Genomic DNA, 16,668 nt, shown 5'->3' with positions numbered 1-16,668 from the left:
CCCGGAGGTGGGCGGATCGAAGCCGCCGAACTTCTGGCGGAAAGATCCTCGCAATGACATCTCCCAGCGGCCATGCCGCCGAAATCAGGCGCATGCTGGCGCCCTTCCTGCCCTGGATCGCGCTGTCCTCGCTCGCGGGCGTCGGTGCGGGCGCGGCCACCGTCGCGCTGCTGGCCACCATCAACCAGGTGCTCAACCGCCCAGGCGGCATGGCCGGCGGGCTGCTGCTGACCTTCGTCGCCTTGTGCGCCGCAGCGCTGGTGGGGCGCGCCGTTTCTGACATCTCGACCAACCTCGTCGGCCAGCGCCTGGTGGCGCAGGTGCGCAAGAGCCTGGCGCAAAAGATCCTCTCGGCGCCAATCGATGCCCTAGAGCGTTACCGGACGCATCGCCTGATGCCGGTGCTGACCCAGGACGTGGACATGATCAGCGACGTCGCCTTCATGCTCGCCTCGACGGTGATCGCGCTGGCGATCGCACTCGGCTGCCTGGCCTACCTGGCTTTCCTCTCGCCGCAGCTGTTCGGGCTGCTCGCAGTGGCACTGGCCATCGGAGCGGCGATCCAGACGTTGGCGCAGGCACGCGGCGTGATCGGTTTCTGGAAGGCGCGCGACCACGAGGAGCGGCTGCACAAGGCCTACCGCGCCATCAGCGAGGGCGCCAAGGAGCTGCGCCTGCACCGCACGCGCCGCCAGCGCATGCGCCAGGAGCAGATCGAGCGCGTCGTCGACAGCATCCGCGAGGTCAACAGCCGCGCCATCAACACCTACGTCCTGGCGACCGCCTTCGGCTCGGCGCTCTACTTCCTGCTGATCGCGCTGATCCTGGGCTGGGCCGCGCTGCGCAGCATGGAGCCGGCCGTGCTCAGCGGTTTCGTGCTGGTGCTGCTGTTCCTCAAGGGCCCGATGGACCAGATCGCGAACGCACTGCCCGGCATCGGCCGCGCGAAGGTCGCCATCCAGCGCATCGCCGACCTGTCCGCGCGCTTCGCCACGCCGGAGCCGCACCTGCACTTCGCGCGGCCGGCCAACGAGCCGGGGCTGCACGAGGCGATCGAGTTGCGTGGCGTGCGCTATGCCTTCGACGCGCCCGAGGGGGGCGAGGCTTTCGTGCTCGGGCCGATCGACCTGCGGCTCGCCCGCGGCGAGATGGTTTTCGTCGTGGGCGATAACGGCTCGGGCAAGACGACGCTGATCAAGCTGCTGCTCGGCCTCTATGCGCCGCATTCGGGCGAGCTGCGGCTCGACGGCCGGCCGGTGACACCGGAGTCGCGTGACGACTATCGCCAGCTCTTCACCACCGTGTTCGCCGACTTCTACCTGTTCGAGGATTTGGCCGCGAGCGCGCTGCCGCAGGCCGCCCTGCCTTACCTGCAGCGGCTGGAGATCGCGCACAAGGTGAGCGTGAAGGACGACGCCTTCAGCACGGTCGACCTCTCCACCGGCCAGCGCAAGCGCCTGGCGCTGGTGCATGCCTATCTCGAAGGCAGGCCGGTGCTGGTGTTCGACGAATGGGCGGCGGACCAGGACCCGAGTTTCCGGCATCTCTTCTACACGGAGCTGCTGCCGGAGCTGCGCGCCAAGGGGCACCTGCTGGTGGTGATCTCGCACGACGACCGCTACTTCCACCTGGCGGATCGCGTCGTGCGCATGCATGCCGGGCAGATCGAGAAAGAGCAAGCCACCCGTCCGGTGCTGGACAGCCTGGTCGCATGAACGGCATGTCGATGGGGGCGGACTGGCTGGCGCAGTTGCGCTGCGCGGGCGTCCGGCCGACCCCGACCCGGCTTGGCGTGCTGCAGATCCTGGCCGATGGGCGCGCGGAGTGGCTGCGCGGCGAGGAGGTGCTGCGCCGCATGCTGGAGCGCGGCTGGCCGGCGAACATGACCAGCGTCTACCGCGCGATCCGGGCGCTGGAGCGTGCCGGCCTGCTCGAGCAGCAATGGATGCGCGGTCGCGGCAGCCCGCGGGCCGTGTTCCGCTGCCGTTTGGAGGATGGAACGAGAGAGGGCGGCGTGTGCGAACGGTCGGACCATGCTGGCCGCACTGCGTTGCGGCTTTTTCGCAGGATGCACGACGCGCCCTCGGCGGCGAGCGCGGAGGAGCTCGTACGCTGGCTCGGGGAGGACGCCCGCAACGTGCTGGCCCTGGATGATGCGCTCACCCTCTGGGCACTGGCTGGGGCGGCGCTGGTCAGGCCCGCGCTTGACGAAGCGCGCCGGCACGGCGGAGTGCTGCAGTAACGGCGTTGCGCCTCTCGGAGGTGCTCGAGGCGTCCGCCGCCTTGAATCTGAGCCACTGCCGAGCACAGGACGCATCGAGCGTGTGGGCACCTTTGTCGGGGCGAGTTGTGGACCTCGTGAGCAAGGTGCAGGCATGGGCAAAGGCGGCAAGCTCGCCGGCTCGCTTCAAGTTTCGAGTTGCGCGGCTTTGCCGCACTTACAAGCACGGAGGAGCAAGCCTTGTTATGTTTATTTCATTCTCTCGCGCCCTGAAAAGCCGCCGGCGTAGGGGGAGAAGAGGGGCAGAAGAGGGCGCCACCTCACCGCGACAAACTGACACTCCCTGACGGGACGGCAGCACCGCCGTCTCGCCGCTCGCAGGAGCTTTGCCATGCCATTCCTCGCGCCCTCGTTCGCACGGCTGCCGCCCCTGACCTATCTGCTGGCCGACCAGATGGAATCGCGCAAGAAGATCGCCCGCCATCTGGGCGTGAGCCTGCGCACCCTGCAGCGCTACCAGGCCAGCGGCAACGCGCCCCGCGCCATCTATCTGGCGCTGTGGTTCGAGAGCCGCTGGGGCATGGCCGCCCTGCACGCGCAGGCGTTCAACGAAGCCCAGCACGCCCGCGCCCGGGTCGCCTCGCTCGAGCGCGAGTGCGAGCGCCTGCGCGGCGTGATCCGCGCCCTCGACAACGCTCAAGGGCAGGCTGCGGCCAACTCGGCGGTGTTTAACGCGCTCTAAGCCGGGCAGGGCGTTGGGGCAGGGGCGCGGGAGCTCGGCTCGGAGGTGCGGGTGCAGGCCGCGCTGCCACCGCCATCACCGCCCGCGGTCACCGTGAGCATGCCCGCCCACTACGAGATGACCGATGGTGCGGGTCTGCGGCGCACCGGCGTGAGGGGTTGCCAATGCAATATGGGGGGAGGGAAGTTGCCCGTGAAATGATGGCGCGCGACAGCCTGCTTCGCAGCAGTTGCGGTCCATTACAGGCGCAGGCCGAACCTACGTGTCAGGCGGGCGCGCTAGTAGCAAAGATTGAGATTTTTCGACACACCGGCGGACACCCCATTGAGCACTAGGTGGCGTATCGAACCGACTCTCCCTCGCAGCGCGCCACCGCTAGTCAGCGACATCGTCAAAGATGCTCCTGCTCCCCTCAGGGGTGACGACCGTCGTATTGTTGGCCGCAATGTCGTGCGACGCGTCCTCCCGATCCTCCTTCACTCTCTGCTCCCGCAGTTCGACCCATGACCGGGTCCGTGCCCGCTGTCGATTGACCAAGTTTTGGATGCGACGACTTGTGGGGAAATTGTCGGCAATGCCTGTGAGGGATTGGCGAAATCGCCTCATATGCCACTCCGCATGGCCGTCATCTTCCTGATACTCCCCCTCCAAGGCCAAGCGGACCGCGTCAATTTGAGGCAGGAGCGCCGTCCTGATGCCGTGCGCGAGCCGCGAGGATTCGCTGGGTGTCATAAGCGCACGAAGGCCAGCGTCGACGAGGATGCGGGGATCACCTCCCTTAATCGCACAATCTATCGCAAACGACACCAGCGACTGCCGAATGCTGTCTGGCAAGATGCCGAAGCCAGACATGCGGATCGCGAGATTGACGTCCTCGGAAAACTCCAAGTAGACGCTGGGCCGATCGATGTCCTCAATTAAACCGGGATCGGCACGCAGGTAGGTTTCCAGAAACTCCTTCAAGCAACGCTCCGCGAGGAAGCGCTTGATCTGCCGTCGGGCATCCCAGGACGATAGATGGTCGCTCTTGTACGAGGTACTGCTTCGAAAGCTCTGAATACGTTCGCTCATCAAGGCAAACAGACTTCGCGGCAGGACGACTGCCCCCTCGATGTGTACATCTCCGCAGGTCACTTGCCGCATGAGCTTATCGGCGTCGGCCCCCTGCACGTAGATGCCCAGCAGCTCCGGGTTCTTGCGCAGGATTGCCGCATAGGCATCGCCGACTGTCGGGTGCTTGAACGACCAAAAGGCCTCCCCGTCGCTCGTTGAATGCATCAGGAAGCTGCCGCTGAGAATCTCGAGCGCGGCCGTGCAGCCGCCCAGGTCGCTACCGTGTCGCTGAAGCGCCTCCAGTTCTGCAGGGGCTAGCTCTATGGGACTCTGCAACTTCGACCGGCGCATGTAGACAAGGGCGAGCGCCGCCTTGCAATCGGCATCCAGTTTCTCGCAGACATCGATCAGAAAACTTTCGCGCTGCTCGACAAATCGATCCAGCGACGAGGTGGACAGATAGAGACTCCCAATGAGCTTCGGTTCCGATAGACGTCTGGCGATCTCGGGAATGAAGCGACGATGACTCGCCACGGCCGGCAGGAAGGGCTCGATCCTTCTGCGGAAATCGCGTGATTGCCTTCCCAGCTTCAGATGGTTGTAGAGAATCTGCGCACGTTCTATGGCGGTGAGGTCGTGCACATCGACCACCGTCTGGCTTTCCTGGAACAGGGGAAACGATCCCTCCTTGAGCCCTTGCCGTGCCCGCTTGTAGATGTAGTCGCGCGAGGTCATCACGATCTTCGAGCCACGGCTGATCATCGCCTTCATCTGCGGCAGCGCGTGATTCCAGCCGGAGACCAGCCCACTTTCGTGCTGGGTCGCACCGAATGCATCGTCGACCCAGAAGAACTGGGACTTCTCGTGGGGATTCCAGTGCTCAACCAGTTCTTTCGCGCTGGACGTCTTGACCACACGGGCGCCCCACTTGTCTGCGGATGCCATCGCCAGCAGCGAGGCTACGGTCGTCTTGCCCGCTGCCGGCTCGCCGATCAGCAGGACAAACCCGTGGGCATCCAGCGCCCTCGCGGCACGCCGGTATGACTCAGTCATGACCACCTTGGCAAGATCGTCGCGCATGGCCTCAAGCACTGCGGCCGCTTGCGTGTACGCGCGCTCGTCCAGGATCTGACTCAGATCGCCCAGCCCGTAGACCCGCGGAACCATGGAGCGCAAATTCTTGCTCTCGCGGATCTGCTGCTCGATCCACGGCCCATGAAAGATGCGCAGCTGAGTGACTCCTGCCGCGTGCAGTTGCTCGATGATCCGCTCGTCCGCCCCACCGGAGATACCGGCGTTCGTCATGAGGACATAGACGTCACACAGTCCCCGCTCAACGAGCCGCTTCACCTTGTTCATCTCATCGGACACGTCGGACGCCCGCAACACCTTGCCTGGCTGGTTAGTGAACTTGCACTGGACGACGAATTGGCCAGTGAGCACTTCCGCACCGGCCGGGTTCCAGACGCCGCAGAATGCACCGTCTCGGCCACCGTCATGGACGTCGAGAAACGATTCGACCGTCTGTCCGAGGTTCTCCCGCAAGATCGAGTGGCAGAGTTGCTGGAAGCTGTGCCATCCCAGCGTGTGGAGATTGAACGTCAGATTGGCCATTCAACGCCCACTGCGCAACTCCAATGCATCGATGCGCTCGAGCCGGGAGATGACCAACTCCACCTGCACGCGATCAAACTCCTCACGATTCTCTTCCTCGTGCGTGCCCTTGTTCAGGATGTTCCATGTGGGATTCGACGCGGCCAGGATCTCGGCCAGCGCGTCATGGAGCAATTGCTTGCTGGGATGCTGAAAGTTGGGAATGCTGGCAAGCTTGATGCGTAGAGAGTCGCAGACGTTCCGAAGGATGGGCGGCCGGGCCGGTGCCCCGAGCGAGAGCCTGAGTTCGCCTTGATCATGGGATCCGAGCCACTTCCAGGCCTTATTTGAGAGCATTTCAAGTGCGCGCCGTGAGTGTCCGAGCGCGTCACGGAGCTGGAAGCGCTCCAAGTCGCGGCGGGCCTTCTCGATGTAGGCGCTGCTGGGGATGTCTCGATGCACGCGGGGATGGTGGTCCCCCTCGTGATGCGTCAGCACATATTCCTGGCTATCGAGACGTCGGTCGCGTGGCAGGCTGTTCTTGACGTCCTTGATGAATTCGGGACTATGGCAGGTCACCAGGATCTGCGTGGCCGCGAAACGGTCCCCGACGAACATCGTCTCCTTGATGCCGTCGCGATGCTCGTCATCGATGGCGTTGATGGCATCGTCGAAGATCAGCACGGGCGACCGCATGTCGACGGCCTTTGCCAGCAATATGGCCAGGCCCAGGCAACGGATATGGCCCTCGCTGAGAACCTGAAGCGCATCGACGCGGCGCTCCGCCGCGCCTTGGAAGGCAATCTCGATGCGCTGTTCGCCGGTCACCGGGAAGTAAAGGTCGGCAAGCTTGTCGCCCTCTTGATCGTGCCGGTTGAACTCGTTGTAGAGATCTCGCGCCAGGTCGCCGAGGCCGACCACGAGAAGCCCTGGCAGCTCGTTGCGATAGCGACGGAGCATCGGCAGGAACCCGTCGTAGGCCGTCCGGATCGGCGCATCGCGCTCAATGTCGCGCTGCTCCTGCGCTGCGTCGGCGATGAGCCGTTCGTTCGCCTCCTCGAACGTTACGATGTTCCGCCGGGCAGTCGCCGCGCCATCGACGATCTCCTGCCTCACCCGACGGCGTTCCACGATATGCCGCTGCCGTTCGGCCAGCTCGTTCCGCTCGCGAATGAGTTCGGCACGACGGTCCAGCTGCTGTCGGGTTGCCTCGTCGGTCTCCGCAATCCGGTCCGCGAGCGCCAGCATCCCGTCAAGCAATGACGGTAAGGCCATCCCTTCGACTGGCGACTGATACACGGGCATCCACCATCCCTCGGCATCCGGGTGGTCGGGCAGCGCCTCGACGAATCCAGCAACGGGGTCCACTAGCTCGTTTCGAGCAGCCGAATAGGCGGCTAACTTGCCGAGTGTTGCGCGCAGATCGATGGATGCGTCATCGAGTTCCTTGCGCTGCCTCATCTCCAGTTCCTGGACGTCCGCAAGCTCCCGTAGCTCGACCAGGCCTACGCGCGCTGTATCGAACGGGTTGCGTTCGGTCCGGTCTAGTGAGGTGCCGCATGCGGGGCAGCGGTCATCGGCCATGGCCTCGAGCTCCACGATCGCACCGTAGAGCGCTCGGAATGAGACCTGGCTCGCTCGTCGCCCGAGTTCGCGCTTCGTTCCCTCCAATGCCCGCAGCGCAGCGTTCGCGCGGTCGAAGCGCACGCCAAGCCCCGCCCTGTCGAGCCCGATGAGCGCGGCCGGCACGGCGTCCAGCAGCGACTCGAGCTCGGCGAGCCGGCCGGGCACCTCCTCTGTGCCGATCCATGCTTGGAGGGCGGTGTAGGTGGTTTCGGCTGCGAACGCCCGCGCGTAGGCCTCGTCCTCGGCGTCATGGCGGGCGAGAGCATCGGCTTCCCCCACGTCGGTTGCTTCGTCGCGACCCAGCGCTTCTCTTCTTAGCCGCAGTTCATGCTGCTTTGTGCGTTCGGTGATCAGCGCCGGCGTGATCGCTTCGTTGAAGCGATTGCAGAAGTCATTGAACCGCTCCATGCCGAACAGCGTGGCGATGAGTTCCGCCCGCTGCCCGGTCGGTCGCTGAGCGATGCGCGAGAAGGCGTCAATGCGGTTCTTCTCAATGAAGCAAAACCGGAACAGTTCCACGTTGGCCGCAACGGCCACCTCGCGCCGGTCCGAAGTCGTTGCGAAGAGGCGAGGCTCCTCGAAGCGCCGCGCATGGATGTTCCGAAGATAGGCGTCCTCGCTCAGACGCTTGAGCCCGGCTTCCTCCACGGACCCGAGTAGCGCGCGCTCGAGCGCCTCACACAAGCTGGACTTGCCTGCGCCATTGGGACCGTAGAACAGCACCGTCCCCTTCTGAAGGTCGAAGGTTTCCTCGCGGACGAACCCTCTAAAGGGACCCAGAGTGAGGGTTCGCAGCCGGGTCCAGGGCCATTGCACCTGCTGCGCTTGGTCTTGGACCGCGGGAAGCTGCGATGTCATTGTCGCCAGCGACTGTCGAGCCAGCGCCGCCAAGTGCGACGAGCGGGCATGACGCTGTGGAGCGGTGTCGGCGACGCGCTCGAAATCCGCAAGGACCATGTTCGCAAAGCGGCGCACGTTCTCGGGTGCAGCGGGCTGCAGTGCGTGCAGCCACCGCAAGAATCCGATGTAGTCCTGCTTGGCCGTAGCCATCCTCTCGCTCCTTAAACCCTTCGACAGCTTCGACCCATTTTAGGGTGAGGGCAGCCAGTCGGGACAGGAGCCGCTGATGGCGCCGATGAGCACACGCCGGTGTCAAGGAAGAGGCGGTCAATACTGGCCGTTAATGTTGATTGACCGCTGATCGTGGAAGCAGCCATTCGCTCCGCCAATGTCGAATTACCGAGTACAGTCAGGAGCAGCCATCTGTGCATGAACAAACGTGCGCAATCAATTTTTTGGGAAGGCGTTTTCCCCAGCCGGCGCGCCCGGCTTGTCCCTCTAATGGAGGGCAATGCCAAGCCAGTGCAGTACCGTACAGAGTTCACAAGGGCAGTCAGGAGTAGTAGGTGGTCGGAGTGAATCGCTTCATAGGTTGAGGCCTTCACCCAAGCCCTTCCTTCGGCAGCATGGGCGTTCGCATAGCTCCAAGCGGCCACGCGATGAGCTGTTCTGCTGTCGACGGTCATGCCCGCGACTTCGCGCAAAAGGAACGAAGTGATCTACATCGCTCCCCTGCAAACCCTCCCCGCAATAGAAGCACCGCGCGCCGTCCAGTTTCCGCAGCCCGGCGCCAATGATGGCCAATGACTGGCGGGAGATTCCAAAAAGAAAATCCTCCAGGTCGCCCGTGTCACCCAAGATCCCGCGGTTTCGACGATTGGCCTTGATGTGACCCACCCAATGCGTGCGGGACAGCTGCTGCACGAGAGGGTGGAAGCGACGTAGGCAGTAGGCGACGTTCGGCTTGAGCATCACGATGCCTCGGCCGGGCCGTTCGTAGAGGAAGGGGTCGGTGATGCCGCCGAAGTTTTGGAGGTAGGCCAACGGCTGCGCCGAGACTACCGCAGCGACCTTGGACAGCAGAGTTCCATACGAGGCGTCCTTGCCTGCCTCATGCAGCGTCGTCGCGCTCGATCGTGTTCGGAACTCCTCCATCGCTGTCAGAACAGCGGCTTGCACCCCAAGGCTCTGGATCAGCACCCCAGGGCCGGTGTGCGGCCTCCCTGTTCCGTATGGAAGCGCGTGGCGCCAGTACAGCTGCACGAACCGCTCGGCGATTTGCCGTGTCGTGAGCGCCAGTTCGGCTCCGTCGTCGGTACCAAGCTCCACCGCCAGGTCGGACAGTGCAATGAGCAAGGCAAATTTGTAGGTTGCCGTGAAGTCGCCTTCGGCGAATAGGCGCTGCAGCTTCGTCAGAAACGTCAGCTGCTCCTCGGCCGAAGGTGGGGCCTTGGACGTCAAGCGCGCGGGCTCCAGTAATCGGCTTTGTCCGGAATCACCCATCGAACGCCACCCCTCGGGTCAGGCAGATCACCCTGGAAGCGCGGGATGAGGTGAATGTGCAGGTGCGGTACCGTCTGACCCGCGGAGGCGCCGTCGTTGATCCCGATGTTGAAGCCATCGGGCTGGAACTCCGCCTTTGCCGCCGCTTGGGCCTGATCGAGCAGATCCAGCAGGGCGGCACGCTCCTCCTGATTGATCTCGAAAAATGAGCCCACATGACGCTTGGGAATGACCAGGCTGTGACCCGGCGAGACGGGAAATCCATCGCGAATCCAGAGTGCATGGGTGTTTTGACCCAGGACGCGCTCGGCCGGCAGAGTGCAGAAGGCACAAGGCTTGTCAGTCATCGTTGTTATCCCACCAGGCGCCGGAACGACGCCCGGTAGTCGATCGGCTCCAGGTGAAGCTGCTCGGCCAGCTTGCCTTTGAGGATGTAGACCTTAGGCTCCTCGCGAAACTGGAACACGCGGTAGAGATGGAAGGCATCCTCGTTCTCTGCTGCGCAGTCCAGCTCATTGCGGCTGATGATGAAGGAAGAGGCGTGTCCGCCATTGGTAGTCTTGACCTCGATGAAGCGATGCTCGCCCGGCCGCTCGTGCGAGAGGATGTCGTAGCCGATCCATCGCCCAGCCGATCTGAGACCCAATCCAGCTGCTGGAACAGTTCGGGATAACCCGCCTCGGTGAGTCGCCGCTGCTCGAAACCGATCACCCACTGCTCACCTGCGCGGCCGAGCGTTCGGTTGGCTTCATCGCGCTGAGCCCAATTCATCTTGCGCGGCAACCTCGGCTTTGGCTCATCCTTCTTCACCTGCACCACCGTCTCGAGGCGCGGCGGTGCAACCACGGAAGCGTGGAACGTTTGCTGGGCTGGCGTCTTGACCTCCTCCATCGCATCGACCACGTGGGACAGGAGCCCGGGATGATCGAGCACAAACTTCTGGACCGCCTGCCGAAGCAGCAGTTGCGCATTGCTGCGAGGCTTATAGCCGGGGATGAATGGCAGTTCCAATTCGTGCAAGACGGCACTGATGTTCTGGTATTTCAGTTCGACCGAACCCTTGCTGCGCGCTCGAAGCTGCTGGCGAAGCTGGGCATTGAACTCCGATTTCGTGTACTGCTGCCGCGCAGCCTCCAGCCGCAGCATCTCGAAATAGGAAGCGACCGTGGCCTGCACTTCCTCAGCGGTCCAATCCTCGCCAATGCGCATCACCTCAAAGCCCAGGCGCTGCAGTTTGGGGACGACAGTTGCCTCGCCGCCGGAAAAATCGCTGGGCTTGAGCGGCCCCTCGTCAGGAATTGGTAGCCGAAGGCGGCACCAATGATGGCCTTCGCATCGCACAGCTGCCCTGTTCTGCCATCGCGCACCAGAAAGTCACGGGACTTCCCAAAACCGTAGCGCGATAGAAATTCGGCCCGTCCAAGGCGAACAAATTCGTCTAGGGCAGCTTGAACGGCAGCGGGGCTTTGGAGGCGCGCGAGTTCAACGGCCATGAAGGTTCCAGGGCATCTGCTTCATTGTTCGCAATGTATCCGGTCGATCGACCTTTGCAGGAGGCCCGCGGCGCGGACAGTGTGCATCTGGTCACGAACCAAGCGCCGAGATGGGCGCCAACCGCACGGCGCACGCTTTCGACACGAGAGCTGTACCGGATCGGGCAGGCGCCAAAAGGTCGCCGCGGTGTCGCGGTGACTGATCAAAGGTAAGCCAAGGCCCAGGGTGTGCCACTGGCCGGGTGATTGAGCTGGCGGCGGGAACTGCCAGTTTCTGCACACCAAGGGGGTGAGCAACGCGTGGCCCTATTGCGGTGGAATCAGTTTCTGTTACAAGCAAACACTTCCTCACTCTCGAGCTGTTTGCCCGGCCTCCGTTGGACACGCCCGTTGTTGATTCCCTGCGCGCACGCGCTCGGCGCATTGCCGCCGAGGGGCGGCTTGTATCTATCGACGTCGAAGCTCATCCGGAGAAAGGCGATCAGATCTTCGCGATCGGTGCCGTCCGTTCAGACCGCGCGGATGCTTTCAACAGCGCCTGCTCGCCCGCCAAGACAGTCTCGGTTGCCGCTTCGCTGAACAGTTTTTCCCGCGAGGGCAGGGCGCTGCTGGGACACAACCTCAGACGCCACGATGTTCCGCTGCTGCGCGAACAGCTCCCACAGCTCGAATGCCTTCGCTTGCCCGTGCTGGACACTCTGGAGTTGTCCGCCCTCGCGTTTCCCCGCAACCCTTACCACCGGCTGGTCAAGGGCTACAAGCTGCTCACCGATGAGCGCAATAACCCGACCAAGGATGCACGGGTCGCGCTCAACGTATTTGAGGAGGCCATTGAAGCACTGCTGGAGACGGCTGTCCAGGAGCCATGGTGGCTGGCGCTTCTGCACTTCCTTCTACGAGACGACGAGGGCATGGCCACGCTGCTGTCCCAAGTTCGGGAGGAGACGGCGCCTCCCGGCGAGGCGGCTGGGCGGCTTATCGCGGGCCGCTTCGCCGACCGCTGCTGCGTCACGCGGTTGAGCGAACTGGCGGTCGATGTTGCGGGGTCATTCGAAGGTCACGACCCATGGCCGGTCGCGTTTGCCCTCAGCTGGATCCGGGTCGCCGGCGGCAACTCCATCCTCCCTCACTGGGTCTTTCATGAGCTGCCCGCCGTCCGGCGACTAATCGCCGAAATGCGAGAGATCGACTGCGGCCAGCCCGACTGCCTCTACTGCCGCCAGAACCACCATCCCGAGTCGCTCCTGTCGACGCTGTTCGGCAAGCCGAGCTTCCGGGCGCATCCGGCAGAGTCAGACGGCACGTCCCTTCAGCGTGCGATTGTCAGCGCCGGACTGGCGCGCGAAAGCTTGCTGGCCGTCCTGCCCACCGGTGGCGGAAAGTCCATCTGCTACCAACTCCCCGCCCTGGTCCACTATCGCCGCTCGGGGCAATTGACCGTCGTCATCTCCCCGCTGCAGTCGCTGATGCGCGACCAGGTGGAGAACTTGATGAAGGCCGACATCCAGTGCGCGGCCACGGTCAACGGAATGCTCACCCCGCTGGAACGGCGGGATGTCCTGGATCGCATCCGCCTGGGCGACATCGGCATCGTGCTGGTCTCGCCCGAACAGTTCCGAAGCCGAACCTTCGTCGAGGCGATCCGCATGCGCGAGATCGCCGCCTGGGTGTTCGATGAAGCACACTGCCTTTCCAAATGGGGGCACGACTTCCGCACGGACTACCTCTACGTTTCTCGTTTCATCCGGGAGCAATTCCCGGGTCAGGCGCCGATCGCCTGTTTCACTGCCACGGCCAAGCCCGACGTCATCGAGGATCTGTGCGGCCACTTCCAGGAAAACCTCCAGATCGAACTCAGGACTTTCCTGGGTGGCCACGAGCGGGCCAACCTGTCCTATGCGGTGGTGCCAACCTCGGGCGGAGAGAAGCCTCAGCGCATCGTCGAGCTGCTGCGCGATGGCCTGCGCCAGGAAGACGCCGCCGTGGTGTTCTGCGCCACGCGCAAGAGTGCCCAGACTATCGCTCAGATCGTCGCGCAGCAGGGCATCTCATGCGGCTGCTATCACGGCGGACTCACCGCCGAGCTCCGCAAGGAAACCCAGCGTCAATTCCTCGACGGCGAGCTGCAGGTGATCGCGGCCACCAACGCCTTTGGCATGGGGGTGGACAAACCCAATGTCCGCCTGGTGATCCACGCGGAGATCCCCGGCTCCCTGGAGAACTACCTGCAGGAGGCGGGCAGGGCGGGGCGCAATGGCGAGGAGGCCAGATGCGTCCTGCTCTTTGATCCACAGGATGTGGAAACCCAGTTCCGCCTGTCATCGACCTCCCAGCTGTCGCAGCGGGACTTCATTGGGCTGCTGCGCGCCTTGCGCGATCAGGCAAAGAAGCTCGGCAAAGACGAGATCGTCGTCTCGGCGAAAGAGCTTCTTGCGCAAAGCAGCGGCACCAGCATCGACGTCGATGCGCCGGACGCCTCCACCAAGGTGACCACCGCCATCGCCTGGCTGGAGCGGCATGACTTCCTCAAGCGCAACGAGAACGCCACGAGGGTATTTCCGGCCAGCCTTCGAGTGGCTTCATTGCAGGAGGCCAAGGATCGAATCGACAAGGCCGACCTTCCTGTCAGCGCTCAGCAAAAGTTCATTGCCGTGGCCACGGCGCTGTTTCGCTCCGAGACGCCGGAGGGTCTGAGCACCGACGAACTCATGCTGGATGCTGGCATCCGGCCGGAGGAGTGCTTTCGCATCGTCCACCAGCTCGCCAAGTTGGGGATTCTCGTCAACGATCTCGGTTTGACCGTGCGCCTCATACGGGGAGTCCGCGGGGCATCCACGTCCCGCCTGGAATTCCTGTGTGCCATGGAAAAGGAGCTCCTAGAGCTCATGGCGGAGCACGCGCCTGATGCCGACCAGGACGAAGCGCATCAGCACCTGAATCTGCGGGCGGTCTGCACGGAATTGCGAAGCCGGCTCAACCTGGGCGACGAAAAGGATCAACTGGACCCCACGCAAGTGCGGGCCTGCCTGCGATCGATGGCCGATGGCTTCGGCTCCGGAAATGACAAGCGCAGCATGATCCAGCTGCAGTCGGTGGGTGACGACACGCTGCGGGTGACCCTGCGTCGCCCATGGGCCCAAATTCGCCGGATCTGCGAGCTTCGACGAGCCGTCGCCCAAGTCACTCTCGCGCGGCTTCTGGCCGAGGTTCCAGACGGCGTCAAAGGCGCGTGCCTGGTGGAGTGCAAGGCCCAGGCGCTGATCGACGCATTGACGGACGACCTGGCCCTGAAAACCCAGCTGCGTGAGCCGGACGTGGCCGTGGAGCATGCACTCCTGTACCTGCACCAGACGCGGGTGCTCGAGCTGGACAAGGGGAGATCCGTCTTCCGCTCCGCAATGACCATCCGAATGGAAGGGGACACGTCCAAGCGCTTCAACCAAGCATCCTTTGCGCCGCTGGAGGAGTTTTACAAGGAACGAACCCTGCAGACGCACGTCATGCACGAGTACGCCAAGCTCGGCGTGGAAGATCCGGCGAAGGCGCTGGACCTGGTCAAGGCCTATTTCACCCTTCCGCACAAGCAGTTCCTCAAGGAATTCTTCCGCGGACGCGCGGACTTGCTAGAGCGCAAGACGACGGACGAGTCCTATCGACGCATCGTCGACGATCTCCAGCATCCGGTGCAGCAGGCCCTGGTCACCCAGCCGAGAACCGGAAACCATCTGGTCCTGGCCGGCCCTGGTTCCGGCAAGACGCGGGTGATCGTGCACCGCATCGCCTACCTGCTTCGGGTGCTGCGCGTGAGTCCGGGACGCATCATTGCCCTGGCCTACAACCGCGGTGCGGCGATTCAGCTGCGCCGGCGCCTGCTGGCCCTGGCCGGAGAAGACGCGCGGGGCGTGCTGGTCATGACCTACCACGCGATGGCGCTGCGCTTGACCGGCACGAGCCTCGCCGGTGCGGAGCGCACCTCCAGCAGCGTCGACTTCAAGAAGATGCTTCAGGACGCCATCGACCTCCTCGAAGGCAAGAGTTCGGCCCTGACCGATGCGGACGAGATCCGCGATCAGCTACTGCAGGGCTACGAGTACATCTTCGTCGATGAGTACCAGGACATCGACGAGCAGCAGTACGCCCTGGTCAGCGCCTTGGCCGGCCGTCGGCGGGCCGACGCGGACACCAAGCTGAGCATCATGGCCGTGGGAGACGATGACCAGAACATCTACTCCTTCAAGGGTGCGAACATCGAGTTCATCCGGCGCTTCCAGGCCGACTATGAGGGTGAACTGACCTACCTGGTCGAGAACTTCCGCTCCACCCAGTACATCATCTCGGCAGCCAATCACGTGATCCAGCGCGGTGCCGACCGAATGAAGATCGATCACCCGATCCGGATCGACGCCCGGCGCAAGGACGATCCGCCAGGCGGGCGATGGGCGGAGCTGGACGAGGAGAGCCACGGCGCGGTGCGGCTGATCACCAGTCCGCCCGCCGCCAACCTGCAGGCCCAGTTGGTCTATACCGAAATCCAGCGCATCCTGCGCGTCGATCCGGCGGTGAAGCTGTCAGAGATCGCGGTGCTCTGTCGCACGCACGCCCCGCTTGAGAAGATGAGGGCCCTCTGCGACATCGAAGGGCTGCCCTGCGAGGTGACCGGGCCGGAAGCGGCGAAGGGGCAAATCTCGTTGATGCGAACACGAGAGGGATGGGCGCTTGCTCAGGTACTGCGCCGACGTCAGTTGCGCATGGTGCGCATCGGCGCGTTACGCAGGTACCTGACCTGGCAACGACGCGCTCAACGCAAGAATTACGCGCTGCAGGACTTGATGGACATCGTCGAGGACACAGCCTCAACGCTTCAGGCAGACATCGTGCCCGCCGCCGAACTGCTCGATCTCTTCTACGAAGCCGCGGGAGAGATGCGAAGAGACGGCCGGGAAAGCGCCGTCAAGCTGATGACGGCGCATGCGGCCAAAGGTCTGGAACTCGACCACGTTGTCGTGATGGACTGCGCCGACTGGCGCTGGGACCAGGAAGATGAGCGGCGACTTCTCTATGTGGCCATGACGCGCGCCAGACAAACCCTGACCTTGATGCGGGCCGAAGGCGGGCGCAACCTCTATCTCGTTGATCTCGGGACAGTGGGCGGCGTGCAGGATCGACTGCCACTCGTTCGACCTCAGCATCGCGCGGATCTCGAACGCCGATATGTAATGCTGGGTCCTGAGAGCCTAGATATCGGATTTGCCGGCCGCATGGCGCCGGCCCATCCGGTCCACCGCGCGATAGCGGCCCTACGGCCGGGAGATCCAGTCGAGATAAAGGGACGACTCGTCTATGCGACCTCCGATCAGGTCGTTGGTCGGCTGGCCGCAAGCATGAATGAGATCCCCCTTCAAGGAGGGGATGCGACCGTGATGGCAGTGATGATACGAACGCGGTTTCAGACACCAGAGAAGTACTGGCCTTCCTTGCAAGCGGATCAGTGGGAGACACCGCTTTTGGAAGTAAAGTTCGGCGGCGGAGATACTCCCGAGGGACCAATGGGAGCGCAATCGATCCGGGGCGGCTGAGGCTGCAAGTCCCGGGCATAT

11 protein-coding genes are annotated in these 16,668 nt (G+C 63.6%); 5 read left to right on the top strand and 6 right to left on the bottom strand.

Annotation, left to right across the window (positions count from 1 at the left end):
- The first annotated feature begins 53 nt into the window (after positions 1–53).
- The 3 genes from ACMGEZ_RS27030 to ACMGEZ_RS27020 all read left to right on the top strand — a co-directional run bounded on the left by ACMGEZ_RS27030 (position 54) and on the right by ACMGEZ_RS27020 (position 2,963).
- A complete protein-coding gene (locus ACMGEZ_RS27030) occupies positions 54–1,715 on the top strand; it encodes a cyclic peptide export ABC transporter (protein ID WP_436825360.1) in 1,662 nt (553 codons plus the stop codon).
- Positions 1,712–2,242 carry a transcriptional repressor gene (locus ACMGEZ_RS27025; RefSeq protein WP_436825359.1) on the top strand — a complete coding sequence of 177 codons (531 nt, stop codon included), beginning with the start codon at positions 1,712–1,714 and terminating at the stop codon, positions 2,240–2,242. Before ACMGEZ_RS27030 ends, ACMGEZ_RS27025 begins: the two co-directional genes overlap by 4 nt.
- A 370-nt stretch (positions 2,243–2,612) precedes the next feature.
- The gene (locus ACMGEZ_RS27020) at positions 2,613–2,963 is read left to right on the top strand and encodes a hypothetical protein (protein WP_436825358.1); all 351 of its coding nucleotides are present in this window, start codon (positions 2,613–2,615) and stop codon (positions 2,961–2,963) included.
- A 375-nt stretch (positions 2,964–3,338) separates the two neighbouring features.
- Here ACMGEZ_RS27020 and ACMGEZ_RS27015 read toward each other — a convergent pair whose 3' ends face one another.
- From ACMGEZ_RS27015 to ACMGEZ_RS26995, 5 genes are all read right to left on the bottom strand, one after another.
- Positions 3,339–5,630, bottom strand: coding sequence for an nSTAND3 domain-containing NTPase (locus tag ACMGEZ_RS27015; protein WP_436825357.1), 2,292 nt, complete (start codon positions 5,628–5,630; stop codon positions 3,339–3,341).
- Positions 5,631–8,285: an AAA family ATPase gene (locus tag ACMGEZ_RS27010; protein WP_436825356.1), complete on the bottom strand. Its 2,655-nt coding sequence runs from the start codon at positions 8,283–8,285 to the stop codon at positions 5,631–5,633. It abuts the gene before it with no gap.
- A gap of 375 nt (positions 8,286–8,660) precedes the next feature.
- Positions 8,661–9,536 (bottom strand): DUF8808 domain-containing protein, encoded by an 876-nt coding sequence (locus tag ACMGEZ_RS27005; protein ID WP_436825355.1) that lies wholly within the window; start codon positions 9,534–9,536, stop codon positions 8,661–8,663.
- Positions 9,533–9,925: an HIT family protein gene (locus tag ACMGEZ_RS27000; protein ID WP_436825354.1), complete on the bottom strand. Its 393-nt coding sequence runs from the start codon at positions 9,923–9,925 to the stop codon at positions 9,533–9,535. Before ACMGEZ_RS27000 ends, ACMGEZ_RS27005 begins: the two co-directional genes overlap by 4 nt.
- A gap of 5 nt (positions 9,926–9,930) precedes the next feature.
- The gene (locus tag ACMGEZ_RS26995; protein WP_436825353.1) at positions 9,931–10,224 is read right to left on the bottom strand and encodes a protein NO VEIN domain-containing protein; all 294 of its coding nucleotides are present in this window, start codon (positions 10,222–10,224) and stop codon (positions 9,931–9,933) included.
- Between the two features lie 275 nt (positions 10,225–10,499).
- Here ACMGEZ_RS26995 and ACMGEZ_RS26990 point away from each other — a divergent pair, with 275 nt between their 5' ends.
- Positions 10,500–10,883: a hypothetical protein gene (locus tag ACMGEZ_RS26990; RefSeq protein WP_436825352.1), complete on the top strand. Its 384-nt coding sequence runs from the start codon at positions 10,500–10,502 to the stop codon at positions 10,881–10,883.
- On the opposite strand, the gene ACMGEZ_RS29740 is transcribed toward ACMGEZ_RS26990, so the two are convergent.
- Entirely contained in the window at positions 10,787–11,071 is a 285-nt protein-coding gene (locus ACMGEZ_RS29740; protein WP_496084679.1) for a ScoMcrA-related endonuclease, read from the bottom strand. The two genes, ACMGEZ_RS26990 and ACMGEZ_RS29740, sit on opposite strands and share 97 nt — an antisense overlap.
- Positions 11,072–11,448: 377 nt before the next feature.
- On the opposite strand from ACMGEZ_RS29740, the gene ACMGEZ_RS26985 reads away from it, so the two are divergent.
- Positions 11,449–16,647, top strand: coding sequence for a RecQ family ATP-dependent DNA helicase (locus ACMGEZ_RS26985; RefSeq protein ID WP_436825351.1), 5,199 nt, complete (start codon positions 11,449–11,451; stop codon positions 16,645–16,647).
- Positions 16,648–16,668 lie beyond the last annotated feature (21 nt).

This window comes from Variovorax stachyos (assembly GCF_051400855.1).
Lineage (GTDB): Bacteria > Pseudomonadota > Gammaproteobacteria > Burkholderiales > Burkholderiaceae_C > Variovorax.
This window is presented reverse-complemented; position numbering and strand designations above follow the sequence as displayed.

Excerpts from the sequence above, each read along its gene's own strand:
- ACMGEZ_RS27030 (WP_436825360.1), top strand. The coding sequence starts at position 54 with ATGACATCTCCCAGCGGCCATGCCGCCGAAATCAGGCGCATGCTGGCG.
- ACMGEZ_RS27025 (WP_436825359.1), top strand. The coding sequence starts at position 1,712 with ATGAACGGCATGTCGATGGGGGCGGACTGGCTGGCGCAGTTGCGCTGC.
- ACMGEZ_RS27020 (WP_436825358.1), top strand. The coding sequence starts at position 2,613 with ATGCCATTCCTCGCGCCCTCGTTCGCACGGCTGCCGCCCCTGACCTAT.
- ACMGEZ_RS27015 (WP_436825357.1), bottom strand. The coding sequence starts at position 5,630 with ATGGCCAATCTGACGTTCAATCTCCACACGCTGGGATGGCACAGCTTC.
- ACMGEZ_RS27010 (WP_436825356.1), bottom strand. The coding sequence starts at position 8,285 with ATGGCTACGGCCAAGCAGGACTACATCGGATTCTTGCGGTGGCTGCAC.
- ACMGEZ_RS27000 (WP_436825354.1), bottom strand. The coding sequence starts at position 9,925 with ATGACTGACAAGCCTTGTGCCTTCTGCACTCTGCCGGCCGAGCGCGTC.
- ACMGEZ_RS26990 (WP_436825352.1), top strand. The coding sequence starts at position 10,500 with ATGATCGAGCACAAACTTCTGGACCGCCTGCCGAAGCAGCAGTTGCGC.
- ACMGEZ_RS29740 (WP_496084679.1), bottom strand. The coding sequence starts at position 11,071 with ATGGCCGTTGAACTCGCGCGCCTCCAAAGCCCCGCTGCCGTTCAAGCT.